The sequence below is a fragment of the Pseudarthrobacter sp. MDT1-22 genome (assembly GCF_054511035.1).
Genome location: NZ_JBTNDK010000018.1, coordinates 1 through 14574, shown reverse-complemented (window position 1 = coordinate 14574; position 14574 = coordinate 1). Strand labels below are relative to the sequence as shown.

At 66.1% G+C, this 14574-nt stretch carries 13 protein-coding genes and 1 pseudogene; 4 read left to right on the top strand and 10 right to left on the bottom strand.

The genetic code is table 11. The features are described 5' to 3' along the window. Positions 1–28 precede the first annotated feature (28 nt). The 4 genes and pseudogenes from ACX80M_RS14345 (at position 29) to ACX80M_RS14330 (ending at position 4356) form a co-directional block, all read left to right on the top strand. A pseudogene (locus ACX80M_RS14345) lies at positions 29–689 on the top strand (GntR family transcriptional regulator). After that, complete coding sequence (locus tag ACX80M_RS14340; protein WP_459309884.1) at positions 682–2202, top strand: MmgE/PrpD family protein; 1521 nt, start codon at positions 682–684, stop codon at positions 2200–2202. Before ACX80M_RS14345 ends, ACX80M_RS14340 begins: the two are co-directional and overlap by 8 nt. A gap of 33 nt (positions 2203–2235) precedes the next feature. Continuing rightward, the gene (gene prpB, locus ACX80M_RS14335; protein WP_252600691.1) at positions 2236–3141 is read left to right on the top strand and encodes a methylisocitrate lyase; all 906 of its coding nucleotides are present in this window, start codon (positions 2236–2238) and stop codon (positions 3139–3141) included. 75 nt (positions 3142–3216) lie between these two features. Continuing rightward, positions 3217–4356, top strand: coding sequence for a bifunctional 2-methylcitrate synthase/citrate synthase (locus tag ACX80M_RS14330; RefSeq protein WP_141140071.1), 1140 nt, complete (start codon positions 3217–3219; stop codon positions 4354–4356). Positions 4357–4464: 108 nt separating this feature from the next. Here ACX80M_RS14330 and ACX80M_RS14325 read toward each other — a convergent pair whose 3' ends face one another. From ACX80M_RS14325 to ACX80M_RS14280, 10 genes are all read right to left on the bottom strand, one after another. After that, entirely contained in the window at positions 4465–4938 is a 474-nt protein-coding gene (locus tag ACX80M_RS14325; protein ID WP_252600689.1) for an 8-oxo-dGTP diphosphatase, read from the bottom strand. A 29-nt stretch (positions 4939–4967) separates the two neighbouring features. Then, complete coding sequence (xerD, locus tag ACX80M_RS14320; RefSeq protein WP_252609110.1) at positions 4968–5951, bottom strand: site-specific tyrosine recombinase XerD; 984 nt, start codon at positions 5949–5951, stop codon at positions 4968–4970. Next, on the bottom strand, positions 5951–6613 hold the full coding sequence (locus tag ACX80M_RS14315; protein WP_056342385.1) for an NUDIX domain-containing protein: 663 nt from the start codon (positions 6611–6613) through the stop codon (positions 5951–5953). The genes xerD and ACX80M_RS14315 overlap by 1 nt, the downstream gene beginning before the upstream one ends. Before the next feature lie 25 nt (positions 6614–6638). After that, a complete protein-coding gene (locus ACX80M_RS14310; protein ID WP_252600686.1) occupies positions 6639–8384 on the bottom strand; it encodes a CTP synthase in 1746 nt (581 codons plus the stop codon). 88 nt (positions 8385–8472) lie between these two features. Then, a complete protein-coding gene (gene recN, locus ACX80M_RS14305) occupies positions 8473–10212 on the bottom strand; it encodes a DNA repair protein RecN (protein WP_252609109.1) in 1740 nt (579 codons plus the stop codon). A 3-nt stretch (positions 10213–10215) separates the two neighbouring features. Next, on the bottom strand, positions 10216–11241 hold the full coding sequence (locus ACX80M_RS14300) for an NAD kinase (protein WP_459309883.1): 1026 nt from the start codon (positions 11239–11241) through the stop codon (positions 10216–10218). 13 nt (positions 11242–11254) lie between these two features. After that, a complete protein-coding gene (locus ACX80M_RS14295) occupies positions 11255–12067 on the bottom strand; it encodes a TlyA family RNA methyltransferase (protein ID WP_459309882.1) in 813 nt (270 codons plus the stop codon). Between the two features lie 2 nt (positions 12068–12069). Next, complete coding sequence (locus ACX80M_RS14290) at positions 12070–12300, bottom strand: hypothetical protein (protein ID WP_252609106.1); 231 nt, start codon at positions 12298–12300, stop codon at positions 12070–12072. A gap of 9 nt (positions 12301–12309) precedes the next feature. Then, complete coding sequence (locus tag ACX80M_RS14285) at positions 12310–13299, bottom strand: HAD-IIA family hydrolase (RefSeq protein ID WP_252609105.1); 990 nt, start codon at positions 13297–13299, stop codon at positions 12310–12312. Positions 13300–13305: 6 nt separating this feature from the next. Beyond that, a partial coding sequence (locus tag ACX80M_RS14280; RefSeq protein ID WP_459309881.1) for a hypothetical protein occupies positions 13306–14574 on the bottom strand: 1269 nt, incomplete at its 5' end.

The window sequence follows — 14574 nt, the reverse complement described above, 5'->3', positions numbered from 1 at the left end:
GCCCATGAGCAGATTGACGGGAGGGACCATGCGGGCCAGCGACAAAGCCTATGCGACGCTTCGCGAAGACATTATCGAATGGCGCCTGACGCCCGGAACGGTCCTCGCCGAAGTGGAGCAGTCGGAGCGCCTGGGCGTCTCACGCACTCCGGTCCGGGAGGCGCTGAGCCGGCTTAGCGCAGAAGGGCTGACGACGGCGGCAGGCGGCCGCGGCGTCGTCGTCACCGACATCTCACTGGAGGACATCGATGAGATGTTCGAGCTCCGCGAAACCCTCGAGGGCAAGGCTGCAGCCCTGGCTGCCGAACGCGGCGAGCGCGCTGTCTTTGAGAAGCTCCACACCGATCTCCTGCGGGCGCAGGAGCTGATCAGCGACACCGATCCGGCCCGGCATGAGTATTACGCCCTGGTGGGCCGGCTGGATGAGGCGATCGACGCCGCCATCTCCAACTCCTACCTCGCGCAGGCGATGCGCAGCCTGCGTGTCCATCTGGTCCGGGTCCGCCGCCTCGCGGCCGATGACGCCCCGCGACTGTACGCTGCCGCCGTCGAACACGCGGCCATCGCGGAGGCCATCGCCGCAGGCAACGCCAGGCTTGCCGAAGCAGCCACCACCCTGCACCTGCACCGCAGCCTTTCCCACGTCAAAGCTACCCACCCACAGCACTAAGAAGGAGCACCATGGTTAAGCTCAACCACGTCCGCGTCTACAAGAGCGAAGAGAACCTGGCCCGTGAAGACCAGCTGGCGCACAAGATCGCCGTCGTCGCCGCCGACGCCGTCGAGGTCACGCCCGAGGTCACCGAGATGGTCATCAACCGTGTCATCGACAATGCCTCCGTGGCCATCGCTTCCCTGAACCGCGGCCCGATCGTGGCTGCCCGCGCCCAGGCGTTGACCCACGCACCGACCACCAACGGCAAGGGCGCCGGCGTCTTCGGCATCACGGACCGCGTCTCCCCCGAGTGGGCAGCCTGGGCGAACGGCGTGGCCGTCCGCGAGCTCGATTACCATGACACGTTCCTGGCGGCTGACTACTCCCACCCTGGCGACAACATCCCGCCGATTCTCGCCGTTGGACAGCACGTCGGCGCGAGCGGCAAGGACCTGATCCGCGGCATCGCCACCGGCTACGAGATCCAGGTCAACTTGGTCAAGGCGATCTGCCTTCACAAGCACAAGATCGACCACGTGGCCCACCTCGGCCCGTCCGCCGCTGCCGGCATCGGCACACTCTTGGGCCTGGACGTCGAGACCATCTTCCAGTCCGTCGGCCAGGCGCTGCACACCACCACGGCCACCCGCCAGTCCCGCAAGGGCGAAATCTCCACCTGGAAGGCGCACGCGCCGGCGTTCGCAGGCAAGATGGCGGTGGAAGCCGTGGACCGCTCCATGCGCGGCCAGACCTCCCCCGTGCCGATCTACGAAGGCGAAGACGGCGTGATCGCCTGGATGCTGGATGGCCCGGACGCCTCCTACGAGGTCCCGCTGCCCGAGGCCGGCGAAGCCAAGCGCGCCATCATGGACACGTACACCAAGGAACACTCCGCCGAATACCAAGCCCAGGCCTGGATCGATCTGGCCCGCAAGCTGCATACTGAGCACCCCGAGGCAACGGACCCGTCCAACGTGACGTCGGTCCTGATCAAGACCAGCCACCACACGCACTACGTGATCGGTTCGGGCGCCAACGACCCGCAGAAGTACAGCCCCACGGCCAGCCGGGAAACCCTGGACCACTCCATCCCGTACATCTTCACGGTGGCACTCCAGGACGGCTCCTGGCACCACGTTGACTCCTACAGTCCTGAGCGTGCCGGCCGCGCCGACACTGTGGAGCTGTGGAACAAGGTCAGCACCGTCGAAGACGCCGAATGGACCCGCCGCTACCATTCGCTGGACATCGCCGAGAAGGCCTTCGGCGGTTCCGTGGAGATCACCCTGAACGACGGCACGGTCATCACCGACCAGATCGCCGTAGCGGACGCGCACCCGCTCGGCGCCCGGCCGTTCGCCCGCCAGCAGTACATCAACAAGTTCCGCACCCTGGCAGCCGGTCTGGTCGCAGAGGAGGAAATCGAGCGATTCCTCGCCGCCGCCGAAAGCCTTCCGGACCTGGGCCCGGGCGAACTGGACCAGCTGAACATCACCGCCGCCCTCGGCGTCATCGACCTCAGCAACGCACCCGCCGGCCTCTTCTAAGCTCTGCCTACCCACCCCGCACAGGAGAATCAGATGCTGTATTCCAAGACAACCCCGGAACAGAAGCGGATCGCGCTTCGCGCCATGCTCGCGTCCGGCACCATCCAGCAGTTCCCGGGCGCGTTCAGCCCGCTCTCGGCGCGGCTGATCGAGGAAAAGGGCTTCGCCGGTGTTTACGTCTCCGGAGCGGTGCTGGCCAATGACCTGGGCCTGCCGGACATCGGGCTGACCACCCTCACCGAGGTGGCCACGCGTGCCGGGCAGATCGCCCGAATGACTGACCTGCCCACGCTGGTGGACGCGGACACGGGCTTCGGCGAGCCCATGAACGTGGCCCGCAGCATCCAGGAACTGGAGAACGCCGGCCTGGCCGGCTGCCACATCGAAGACCAGTTCAATCCCAAGCGCTGCGGGCACCTGGACGGCAAGAACGTGGTGGACCAGGACACGGCCACCAAGCGCATCCGCGCCGCGGCCGACGCCCGCCGCGATCCGAACTTCCTCATCATGGCCCGGACCGATATCCGCGCCGTGGAGGGAATCGAAGCCGCCAAGGACCGGGCACGGGCCCTCGTGGAAGCCGGTGCTGACGCCATCTTCCCGGAAGCGATGAAGGACCTGTCCGAGTTCCAGGCCATCCGCGACGCCGTGGACGTGCCGATCCTTGCCAACATGACCGAGTTCGGCAAGAGCGATCTGTTCACCGTGGACCAGCTGCAGGGTGTGGGCGTCAACATGGTCATTTATCCGGTCACGCTGCTGCGCATTGCCATGGGCGCAGCAGAGCGTACTCTGGAATCGATCAAGGCAACAGGGTCGCAGGAAGCACAGGTGGAGAACATGCTCACCCGTGCGCGGCTTTATGACCTTGTGGACTATGAGGCCTACAACCACTTCGATACCGGCGTTTTCAACTTCCAAATTCCCGGCGTCCGCTAGGACCCGAGAGCTCACCAAGGAGACTGCAAGCATTCCGGCACATCCGGGCTTGCCCAATGAACGAAGGAGGACAGCATGGAAGCTGTTGATATCAAGAAGGGCCTGGCCGGCGTCGTGGTGGACTACACCGCGGTTTCGAAGGTCAACCCGGACACCAATTCGCTGCTGTACCGCGGCTATCCCGTCCAGGAGCTCGCCGCCAAATGCAGCTTCGAGGAAGTGGCCTTCCTCTTGTGGAACGGCGAACTGCCCACCCCTGAAGAGCTGTCCGCGTTCTCTGCCCGCGAGCGCGCCGGCCGCGCCCTTGATCCTGTGGTGAAGAAGATCGTCGACACAATTCCCACTACCGCCCACCCGATGGATGTCTGCCGGACCGCAGCATCCGTCATGGGCGCCCGCCACCCTCTGGCCGAGGACTCCTCGCCCGAGGCCAACATGGCCAAGGCCGTGGACCTCTTCGCAGCCATGCCCGCGGTGGTCGCCTACGACCAGCGACGCCGGCGCGGCCAGGAAGTCGTGGAGCCCCGTGATGACCTGGGCTACTCGGAAAACTTCCTGTGGATGGCGTTCGGCGAAGACCAGGTCCCGGAGGTCGTGGAGGCCTTCAACGTCTCGATGATCCTGTACGCCGAGCACTCCTTCAACGCCTCCACCTTCACCGCCCGCGTGATCACCTCCAGCCTGTCCGACCTGCACTCGGCAGTAACGGGCGCAATCGGCGCACTCAAGGGCCCGCTGCATGGCGGCGCCAACGAAGCCGTGATGCACACCTTCGACGAGATCGGCATCCGGCCTGAGGAATCACTGGACGAAGCGGCCGCCCGGGCAAAGGCTTGGATGGAGGATGCACTGGCCCACAAGAAAAAGGTCATGGGCTTCGGCCACCGCGTCTACAAGCACGGGGACTCCCGCGTCCCCACCATGAAGGCCGCGCTGGACAAAATGATCGCCCACTACGGCCGCCCTGAACTGCTGGGGCTGTACAACGGCCTCGAGCAGGCCATGGACGAGGCCAAGGCCATCAAACCGAACCTCGACTACCCGGCCGGCCCCACCTACCACCTGATGGGCTTCGACACTGCCACGTTCACTCCCCTGTTCGTGGCCAGCCGCATCACCGGGTGGACCGCCCACATCATGGAACAGGCAGCCAGCAACTCCCTGATCCGCCCGCTGAGCGAGTACAACGGACCGGACGAACGGCACGTTCCGTAATCCTCCCCACCGGCTCCCAACCTCGCAAGCTCGGTTCGGGTCCCTCGCCGGCGTGGGCCCAACCGGCCCGCCGTCGGCCGTTACGCCAACGCCAGAGGTGGGGCGTGATCAGTCCAGCACTTCGCGGACGGTCTCGTTGTCATCGTTCAGGACCACTGTCAGGCGCAAGAAAGACCCGGCAAGGGCGAGCGGCAGCCAGTGCGCTGCGTCCTGCCACATCCGGTCCACCGGCAAGGCGCCGACGTCGAACCATTCCGGCCGGATCTCGGCACTTTCGGCCGGCTGCCCGGTCCAACTGGCTGCGACAAAGAGCCGCGAACTCATGTTCCACTCCGGGCGGGCAGGAAAATCGAAGGTCACCACGCCGGCGTCGCGCAGATCCTCCTGCCGGACCACAATCCCGGCTTCCTCGTGGACTTCGCGGCAGGCAGCCTCTTCATCCGTCTCCCCCGGCTCAACATGGCCGCCAAGTCCCACCACTTTGCCGCGGCCGAAGCCGGTCTTCTTCAGGCCAAGCAGGACCTGTGGCACACCGGCGGACTCACGGGTGAGAAAGCACAGCGTGACAGGGGTAAACGTCATGCCCCAACCCTATAGCCTGGCCGCCGGCGTCAGCCCAGCGCCCGAGGGTGGGCTGCTGCGTAAATTTCCCTCAGTGTGTCAGCCGTAACCAGGGTGTAGACCTGCGTTGTGGTAACTGAGGCGTGCCCCAGGAGTTCCTGCACCACGCGGACATCGGCGCCGCCTTCGAGCAGATGCGTCGCGAACGAGTGTCGCAGTGTGTGCGGGGAAACATCCTTGGTGACGTTGGCTTTGTCCGCGGCCGCCTTCAGGATGGTCCAGGCGCTTTGCCGGCTGATCCTGCCGCCGCGGGCGTTCAGGAACAGGGCGGGCGTTCCCTTGCCCTTCGCCGCCAGCAGTGGACGGCCGCGCACCAGGTACGCGTCCACAGCCCGCGCCCCATAGGATCCCAGCGGCACCAGCCGTTCCTTGGATCCCTTGCCGAACAGGCGGACCACGGCGGGCCCGGCTTCGGCCTCGTGCAGGGCGATGTCGTCAACGTCCAGGCCCACGGCCTCGCTGATCCTCGCCCCGGTGGAATAGAGAAATTCGAGCAGGGCCCGGTCCCTGAGCCCTGTGGCGGTGTCCGTGCTCGCGGCTTCAAGGATCCGGGTGACTTCGTCCACGCTGATGGCCTTGGGCAGCCTTTTGCCCGGCATGGGCGGGTGGACGTCGCTGGCGGGGTCCGTCGTTGTGATCCCCTCCAGAGCCCAGAACTTGTGCAGCCCCCGGACGGCCACCACAGTCCTGGCGGCAGACCGGACGCCCAGCGCTGTGCCGCCGTCGGATCCGTCGTTGAGGGCCATCAGGAACCCCGTCACGTGGTGGCGGGTGATCTGGCCCGGGCCGTGGCAGCCTTCCGACGTCACGTAGCGGGAATACCGGGTCAGGTCACGGCGGTAGGCGGAGAGTGTATTTACGGCCAGGCCGCGTTCCACGCCCATATGTTGCAGATACTCGGTGATGGCGCGGTCGATGGCCGTCTGTGGCCGGACGGGCGGCGTCGGGGCTGCCGCCTCAGTACTCGCCGTCATCAACGCTGGCTGGGGTGCGCAGGCCAGGGTGCATCCGCCGGACGCAATCCCGCAAAGCCGTCAGCTTTCGCCGCGGCGGCGGCCAGGATTCCGACGACGGCGGACGGGTTGTGCAGCCTGCCTTCCAGGACTGCGGCCACAGCGTCGTCCAGGGCGATCCAGTGGAATTCAATCTCGGCCTCCTCATCGGTCCGCTCATGGCGTTCGTGGTGAGGCACGTCGGTGAGGTCCCGGGCGAGGTAGATGCGGATGGCCTCGCTGGAGGAGCCCGGCGAGTTGAAGAAGTCCACCAGGACGTTCCATTCGCCGGCTGCAAGGTCCGCCTCCTCGGCGAGCTCGCGGGCAGCGCCCGCCACAAAATCTTCGCCTTCCACATCCAGCAGGCCGGCAGGGATTTCCCAAAGGTCCATGCCCACGGGGTGCCGGTACTGCCTGATCAGCAGAACTTCGCCGGCGTCGTTCATCGGCAGGACAGCCACGGCGCCGGGGTGGTCGATGTAGTCGCGGGTCAGGGACTCCCCTGTCTCGCTCAGCTGGAAGCTGTCACTGACCACATCCCAGATCCGACCTTCATAGACCTTCTCCGTAGACAGAAGACGGCGCGGGCTCGGCGCATCCGAAACCTGCCGTGCAGCTTGTGGGGTTTCAGGTGTGCCGGGCATCGCGCCGTCCTCTACTTATTCGGTTTTATTTTGCGGCAACCGTACGCAACGGCTTGGCTGCCGGCGCGTCCTGTGCTTTCTGGTGGTCCAGTGCGGCCTTGACGAGCCCGGCGAAGAGCGGGTGCGGCCGCGTGGGCCGTGAGCTCAGTTCAGGGTGCGCCTGGGTTGCCACGTAGAACGGGTGGACCTCGCGGGGCAGCTCTACGAATTCCACAAGCTTGCCGTCCGGCGACGTTCCGGAGAACACGAGGCCCTCGGCGGCGATCTGGTCGCGGTATTTGTTGTTGACCTCGTAGCGGTGCCGGTGGCGTTCGCTGACGGTGGTTTTCCCGTAGGTCTCTGCGATGACCGAGCCGTCGTCGAGCTTTGCCTCGTACAGGCCCAGACGCATGGTGCCGCCAAGATCGCCCTTGCCGTCCACGATGTCCAGCTGCTCTTCCATGGTGGCAATCACCGGGTATTTCGAATCCGGCTCGAATTCGCTGGAGGAAGCGCCCTCAAGGCCCACCACGTTGCGCGCATATTCGATCACCATGCACTGCAGGCCCAGGCACAGGCCCAGGACAGGCAGCTTGGCTTCACGGGCGTACTTCAGGGCGCCCAGCTTGCCTTCAAGGCCGCGGATGCCGAAGCCGCCGGGAACGCAGATGGCGTCCACGCCGTCCAGGGACGCCACGGCGCCTTCATGGGTTTCGCATTCATCCGACGGTACCCAGCGGATCTTGACCTTGGTGTCGTTGGCGAAGCCGCCGGCACGCAGGGCCTCGGTCACGGACAGGTAGGCGTCCGGCAGGTCGATGTACTTGCCCACCAGCGCGATTTCCACGTGGTGCTTGGGGTTGTGCACTGCTTCGAGCAGCTTGTCCCAGCTGGTCCAGTCAACGTCCTTGAACGGCAGGTCCAGTGCACGGACGATGTAGGAATCCAGTCCCTGGGTGTGCAGGGTCTTGGGGATGTCGTAGATGCTGGGGGCATCCGGGCATCCGATGACGGCTTCGATATCGACGTCGCACATGCGGCCGATCTTGGCGCGCATCGGCTCGGGGACTTCGCGGTCCGAGCGGACCACGATGGCCTCGGGCTGGATGCCGATGGAGCGCAGGGCTGCCACGGAGTGCTGCGTCGGTTTGGTCTTCAGTTCCTGCGAGGGTCCGATGTAGGGCACCAGGGAGACGTGGACGAAGAAGACGTTGCCGCGGCCAATGTCCTGGCGGACCTGGCGGGCCGACTCGAGGAAGGGCTGCGACTCGATGTCGCCCACGGTGCCGCCGATTTCAGTGATGATGACGTCCGGCGCGTTTTTGCCCTCGGCCGGAAGCCGCATGCGCCGCTTGATCTCATCGGTGATGTGCGGGATGACCTGGACCGTGTCACCGAGGTATTCGCCGCGGCGTTCCTTGGCGATCACGGTGGAGTAGACCTGGCCGGTGGTCACGTTGGCTGAGCCCTCGAGGTTTTCGTCGAGGAACCGCTCGTAGTGTCCGATGTCCAGGTCCGTCTCGGCGCCGTCGTCGGTGACGAAGACTTCGCCGTGCTGGAAGGGGTTCATCGTGCCCGGATCCACGTTCAGATAGGGATCGAGCTTCTGCATAGTTACAGACAGACCGCGTGCCCGCAGGAGGTGACCGAGGCTCGAAGCCGTCAGTCCCTTACCGAGCGAGGACGCCACACCACCGGTTACGAAGATGTGTTTGGTCGTCTTGGACGAGCCCGGGAACCGGGAATTTACACGGGAATTTGATCGCTGCACCACGGAATTCGAGCCTATCATCAATTGAGCCTTTCCCCGATCAGGAACTGTCTCCCCAAATGATCCAGTGTGCATGGCAAGGCGCCCTGCGATCAAGGGGTGCAGGCCGTCAGGCCCGCTGCGGCAGCAGTTTTGCGTCGTCCAGCAGCTCCTGGGCGTGCGCCTGGGCTGATTCTGAATCCTCCTGGCCGGCCAGCATCCGGGCGAGCTCCCGCACCCGCTCCTGGCCGTCGAGGAGGCGAACATCACTGGACGTGAACCCGGTGGCGGTGCCGCCGTCGGCCCCTCTGACGGATGTCTTGGTGACAGTGATGTGCTGGTCCGCGAAGGCTGCCACCTGCGGCAGGTGTGTGACCACCAGGACCTGCACGTGCTGTGCCAGCATGGCCAGCCGGCGGCCAATTTCGACGGCGGCCCGGCCACCGACCCCGGCGTCCACCTCGTCAAACACAAACGTGGGCACCGGGTCCACAGCGGCCAGCACCACCTCGATGGCCAGCATGACCCTGGAGAGTTCGCCACCGGAGGCGCCCTTGCCCAGCGGACGGGCCGGGGCTCCGGAGTGCGGCTGGAGCAGGAACGCGATCTCGTCGGCTCCATGCGGTGTCAGCTGACCGGCCGCCTCACGGGTGATGACCAGCGTGGCGTCGGCCATGGCGAGTGCCTTCAGCTCCGAGCTCACCCGGCCGGAGAGGTCCTTGGCAGCCTTGGCCCGGATTTTGCTGACGGCGGCAGCCTGCTTCTGCAGTTCCGCTTCGGTACGGACAACGTCTGCGTCCAGGGCTTCGATCCTGGTGGAGTCGTCCTGCAGCTCGTCGAAACGGACCCGGGCGTTTTCCGCCCACACCAGGACTTCGTCAATGCTGGGGGCGTACTTGCGGACCAACGTGGCCAGGGCGGCCCGCCGGTCCTCGATCTCGGCGAGGCGTTCCGGACCCTCTGAGTCCAGGCCGGCCTGGTAGCTGGCCAGCTCCGTGGCGATGTCGTTGAGCAGGAAGCCCACTTCGGCCAACCGTGCTGCGGCGGACCCGAGCTCGGCGTCGTGCTCGGCCACGTGCTCCAGGGTCCTTTTCGCAACGTCCACGAGGGTGGTGGCGTCGCCCGCGTCACCGTAGTCCTCCGCGATGAGCGCCTGGTGCGCCGTGTTCGCCGCAATCCTGAGCTCTTCTACGTTGGCCAGTTTCACAGCCTCCGCCTTGAGGGATTCGTCCTCCCCCGGCTGCGGATCCACGGTGCTGATTTCGGCCAGGGCGACTTCCAGCGACTCGGCCTCGCGGAGCCTGTCCCGGGCGGCGCTGCGAAGGGTTTCCAGCTCCGCCTGGCTGGCCTTCCAATGGCTGTAGAGCGCCTGGTAGGAGGCCATCGGGCCCGCCAGCGCATCGCCGGCAAATTTGTCGAGGGCGCCGCGTTGGGCGGACGCCCCCTTCAGCCTGATCTGGTCCGACTGCCCGTGGACCACCACGAGGGTTTCACCGATCTCCGCCAGAACGCCCACCGGGGCGGCCCGCCCGCCCAGGAAGGCCCGGCTGCGCCCGTCCGCACCGAGGCGACGCGCAAGAATAAGCTCAGCGCCGCCGTCGAACTCCTCCACGTCGGCACCCGCTTCAACTGCCCGGGCAATCGCCGGATGCCCGGCGTCGAGCTTGAGGACGGCCTCCGCCGTGGCGCTCTTCGCCCCGCTCCGGACCGCCCCGGCGTCGGACCTCGCCCCCAGCAGTAGGCCGACGGCGGTGACCACCATCGTTTTGCCGGCACCGGTTTCGCCGGTAACGACGCTCAGCCCGGGGCCCAGCGGCAGCGTGGCGTCGGTGATGACGCCCAGATCGCGGATTCTCAGTTCTTCAAGCATGGTTCACTTTGCGGTCGCGGGATCGGTATCGTCCTCCGGCTGGTCGCCGGAGGCAAGCTGGAGCGGCGGCCTGGGCCGCGGCGTCCGGACGATCGGGATGGGTCCGGTGTGAATCGTCTCCGACTGCGGCACGGGCCCGCGCCAGCCGTGAATGGGGAGTTCGAATTTGCGGACCAGACGCGCTGAAAAGGGCGTCTGGTGCGTCCTGGCCAGCCTGACCGGAGTGGCGGACTTGGTCACTTCAACCCGGGCGCCGGGCGGCAGGTCCACGGAGCGCCGGCCATCGCACCAGAGCACACCCTGGGCACCGGTGCGGGTGAGGACTTCCACGGCCAGCCGGGACCGGGGCGATACCACCAGCGGTTTGGCAAAGAGCGCGTGGGCGCTGATGGGAACTATCACCAGGGCCTCGACCTCCGGCCACACGACGGGCCCGCCGGCGGAAAACGCGTACGCGGTGGAGCCTGTGGGGGTGGCCACCACCACGCCGTCGCAGCCGAAGGACGTCAGCGGGCGCTCATCCACTTCGGTCACCACCTCGATCATGCGTTCGCGGTTGCCCTTTTCGATCGCGGCCTCATTCAGGGCCCAGGTATGCCAGATCTTCTGGCCGCGGACCCAGACCTGGACGTCGATGGTCATGCGCTCTTCAACCGTGTAGTCTCGGCGGGCAATCCATTCCACCGTTTGGGCCAGGTCCGCCCGCTCGCTCTCGGCCAGGAAGCCGACGTGGCCAAGGTTGACGCCCAGCAAGGGTACGTCCACCTCGCGCACCAGCTCTGCGGCGCGCAGGATGGTGCCGTCACCGCCCAGGACCATCACCAGCTCGACGTCCGGCAGCTGTACGTGGTCGTGCAGGATCTCCACCGGCTGGGTGAGCTGACCGAAGAATCTTTCCATGTCGCGCAGCTCGGACTCTTGCATGACGGGAACAATGCCGAAGTCATGCAGTTGGGCGCAGGCTTCCCAAGCGGCCTTCAGTGATTCCTCGCGGCCAGTGTGGGCAAGGACAAGTACTCGCCTGCTCATCGGATTCCGCTTTCTAGTGGTTCGGCCAGATTCGGCCAAGCAATCCGTCAATGGCTGCGAGGCGCTCTTCGATCTTAGGCAGTTCTTGGGTCATCCTGCGCTTTATCCACAGGAAGTATTCGACGTTTCCGTCCTGGCCAGGCAGCGGACTGGCCGCTAAGCCGCATAAGTCCAGTCCGGCGTCGAGCGCTGCATTGGCAACTTTTTCCACTGCCATCCGGCGTTCGCGCTCGGAATTGACCACGCCGGTGCGGCCCAGCCGGTCCTTGCCGATCTCGAACTGGGGCTTCACCATCAGCACCAGATCGCCGCCCGGCTGCGTGCACAGCGCCAGGGGCAGGACCACCAGGGTCAGCGAGATGAAGGAGAGGTCGGCTACCGTGAGTTCGGCCTGGCCGCCGATGTCCTCCGGCGCCATGTACCGCACGTTCATGCCTTCATGCACGGCTACGCGGTCATCGGCGCGGAGTTGCGGGACGAGCTGGTCATGGCCGACGTCGACGGCCACCACGTGTGCCGCACCGCGCCGCAGGAGCACCTCGGTGAAGCCGCCGGTGGAGGCGCCGGCGTCCAGGCACCTTTTGCCCGCAACCGTGACCTCCGGGAATACGTCCAGAGCGCCGGCGAGCTTGTGGCCGGCCCGGCTGACGTAGCTGTCCTCTTCCGTGTGCTCGACCGACAGGTCCTTGCCGTCGTCGACCTGGAGGGACGCCTTGGACAGGACCTGCCCGGCCGAGCTCACCTTGCCCTCGGCGATCAACGAAGCAGCGTGGGTCCGGGACCTGGCCAGGCCGCGGGCGACGAGCGCCTGGTCAAGTCGTGCCATGCTCAAGCGTCTCCTTCGCCGTTTGGGGCCTCTTCGTTCAACGCGTGCAGCAGGGCATCGTGGAGGTCGCTGTAAACAGCCTCATGCTCAGACACGGGCAACCGTTCGACGCCGTCCAGCGCGGCCGTTATCGCCGCAATGGATGGATCGCTGGTTGCCGACGCCGCCGTGTCCGGCCATTCCTGTGTTGGCTGGGCTGCTTCCGGATGGTGCGGTTCGTTCAGCTCAGTCATTGGACCAGTCTAATGATTGCGCCACTCGAGTTTGGGTTCGGTGGGCAGTGCGGCGTCGGGGACCGCAGTCCACCAGGCGGCGCAGGCGGCCCGCCAGGAATCCAGGTCGCTCTCGCTGCCGCTGACGTGGATAGTGTCACCGCTGACCCGCGCAGTGGAGGCCCCGCAGCGGTGCGTTCCGTCAGTGTGGTCCAGCGCCGGGTAGGGGCGGTGGAGGTCGCTGAGGGAATTGATGATGTAGTCCGGGCGTTCCGCAGTGCGTGCGGCCAGGATGCTAGCTGTGGTGTCGACGCCGGTCAGCACTGCCACCGTGGCAAACCCGGCGTTGTTGCCGCCGAGGATGTCGGTGTCCAGACGGTCGCCCACCACCAGCGGGCGGTCAGCCGTGAGCCGTTTGGCGGCGGCGTGGAAGAGCGGGGCCTCCGGCTTGCCGGCAACCTGCGGCGTCTGTCCGGTGGCGGCGGCTACAGCTGCCACCAGGGTGCCGTTGCCCGGGGCTATGCCGCGTGCCTGCGGAATGGACATATCGGTGTTGGTTGCGATCCACAGTGCTCCGGCCGACACGACGTACGCCGCCTCGGCAAGATCTTTCCAGCTGATCCCGGGATTGAATCCCTGGACCACGGCTACCGGATCCTCGTCCTGGCTGTAAACAGGCGTCAATCCCACCAGCTCGATTTCCTGCGCCAGAGCGGGGCTGCCGGTGATGAGCACCCGCGCTCCGGGGGCGACGAGTGACGCCAGGAGTTCGGCCGCGGCTTGCGAGGAGCTGACCACCTGGTCGTCGTCCGCCGGTGCACCTAGTTCACGGAGATGCGCCGCTACCTGCGCCGGGGTGCGGGAGGCATTGTTGGTGACATACCCCAGGCCAATGCCCAAACCCTCCAGTTGCTGCAGCGAGTCCACGGCGCCTGGGATGGCGTGCTGCCCGGCGTAGACCACGCCGTCCAGGTCCGCCAAAAGGGCGTCGAACAGGGAAATCAGTGGAACTTCAGTCATAGCGCGCTAGCTGTCCCGTCCGTCAGAGTGGCCATCGACGCCGTTGCTGCTGTCGTCTGCTTCGCTGTGCTCTTCTTCATCGCGCACTTCTTCACCGTGCTCGGCGTCGCCGGCTTCCAGCTCATCTGCTTCGAGGGAATCCTCGTCAGACTCGGCGTCATCGGACTCGAAGAAATCCGATTCCACGTCGTCGATCTCTGCATCCACGGCGGCGGCCTCAACGGCAGTCTTCTCCGCGGCTACCTCGGAACGGGCAGCGGGCGTGGAAGCAGTGGCTTCGGGGCCTGCGGCAGCTCGCTCCAGCAGACGCCGGCGCTGGGCTTCCTCGCGGGCTTCCTCTTCCTCGTCCCAGCCGAGGTCCACGATGTCGGGTTCCTCATCGACGCCGAGGCCCAGGGCATTTTCAGCCACAACTGCCTGCTTCTGCCATTTTGCCGCCTCATCTTCCCGACCAACACCGGACAGGGCGTTGGCGTAGGCCCGGAACAGCCGCGGGCTGTAGGAGAACGCCCGGTTCATGTCCAGCTGGGGAATTTCCAGTTCTGCTACGGCGGCGTCCAGCTGTCCGAGGTCGGTCCGGGCCCCGGCTGCAACCATGGCCAGTTCGACTTTGCCGGGCGCGTCCAGGTCTTTGGCTTCCTCGGAACGTACAACGTCGAGGGCGCGGTCAGGCCGACCAAGTCCGCGTTCGCAGTCTGCCATCACGGGCAGGTGGATGTTTGAACCGCTGATGCGGCGGTAGGTCCGGAATTCGCGCAGTGCTTCGCCGTAGTGTCCTGCCGCGTAAGCAGTGAGTCCGACGGCTTCACGGACGGCAGCCAGCCGGCCACCACGCCGGCTCGCGGCGAGGGCGTGCTGGAAAGCCAGCTCGGGCTCTTCGTCGATCAGGCGTCCGGCCATTACCAGGTGGCGGGCAACCCACTCGGCGCTCTTGTCTTCCAGGGTCTTGATCTGGTGCTGCGTAGCGCGGTCAAGCTCCTTGCCCGTGACATCCTCATCGATTTCCGGGGAACGTTCGCGGTCCGGGCGGTTCGCGCTGCGAAGGTCACGCGCGTTGGGTACACGGACCGGGCGGTCTTCTGCACGGTCCTTGCCGAACTGGCGGGGGCCGGAATCGCCACGGTCAAAGCTGCGGGGGGCGCGGTCCTGGCGGTCTCCGAACGGCTTGCGGTTGTCACCGCCGGAGAAACCTCGACGTTCGCCGTCACCTTCGCGGCGCGGACGGTCACCATAAGGCTTGTTGTCACGGTCACCATAGGGTTTGCGTTCGCCGCC

Excerpts from the sequence above, each read along its gene's own strand:
- ACX80M_RS14340 (WP_459309884.1), top strand. The coding sequence starts at position 682 with ATGGTTAAGCTCAACCACGTCCGCGTCTACAAGAGCGAAGAGAACCTG.
- prpB (WP_252600691.1), top strand. The coding sequence starts at position 2,236 with ATGCTGTATTCCAAGACAACCCCGGAACAGAAGCGGATCGCGCTTCGC.
- ACX80M_RS14330 (WP_141140071.1), top strand. The coding sequence starts at position 3,217 with ATGGAAGCTGTTGATATCAAGAAGGGCCTGGCCGGCGTCGTGGTGGAC.
- ACX80M_RS14325 (WP_252600689.1), bottom strand. The coding sequence starts at position 4,938 with ATGACGTTTACCCCTGTCACGCTGTGCTTTCTCACCCGTGAGTCCGCC.
- xerD (WP_252609110.1), bottom strand. The coding sequence starts at position 5,951 with ATGACGGCGAGTACTGAGGCGGCAGCCCCGACGCCGCCCGTCCGGCCA.
- ACX80M_RS14315 (WP_056342385.1), bottom strand. The coding sequence starts at position 6,613 with ATGCCCGGCACACCTGAAACCCCACAAGCTGCACGGCAGGTTTCGGAT.
- ACX80M_RS14310 (WP_252600686.1), bottom strand. The coding sequence starts at position 8,384 with ATGATAGGCTCGAATTCCGTGGTGCAGCGATCAAATTCCCGTGTAAAT.
- recN (WP_252609109.1), bottom strand. The coding sequence starts at position 10,212 with ATGCTTGAAGAACTGAGAATCCGCGATCTGGGCGTCATCACCGACGCC.
- ACX80M_RS14300 (WP_459309883.1), bottom strand. The coding sequence starts at position 11,241 with ATGAGCAGGCGAGTACTTGTCCTTGCCCACACTGGCCGCGAGGAATCA.
- ACX80M_RS14295 (WP_459309882.1), bottom strand. The coding sequence starts at position 12,067 with ATGGCACGACTTGACCAGGCGCTCGTCGCCCGCGGCCTGGCCAGGTCC.
- ACX80M_RS14290 (WP_252609106.1), bottom strand. The coding sequence starts at position 12,300 with ATGACTGAGCTGAACGAACCGCACCATCCGGAAGCAGCCCAGCCAACA.
- ACX80M_RS14285 (WP_252609105.1), bottom strand. The coding sequence starts at position 13,299 with ATGACTGAAGTTCCACTGATTTCCCTGTTCGACGCCCTTTTGGCGGAC.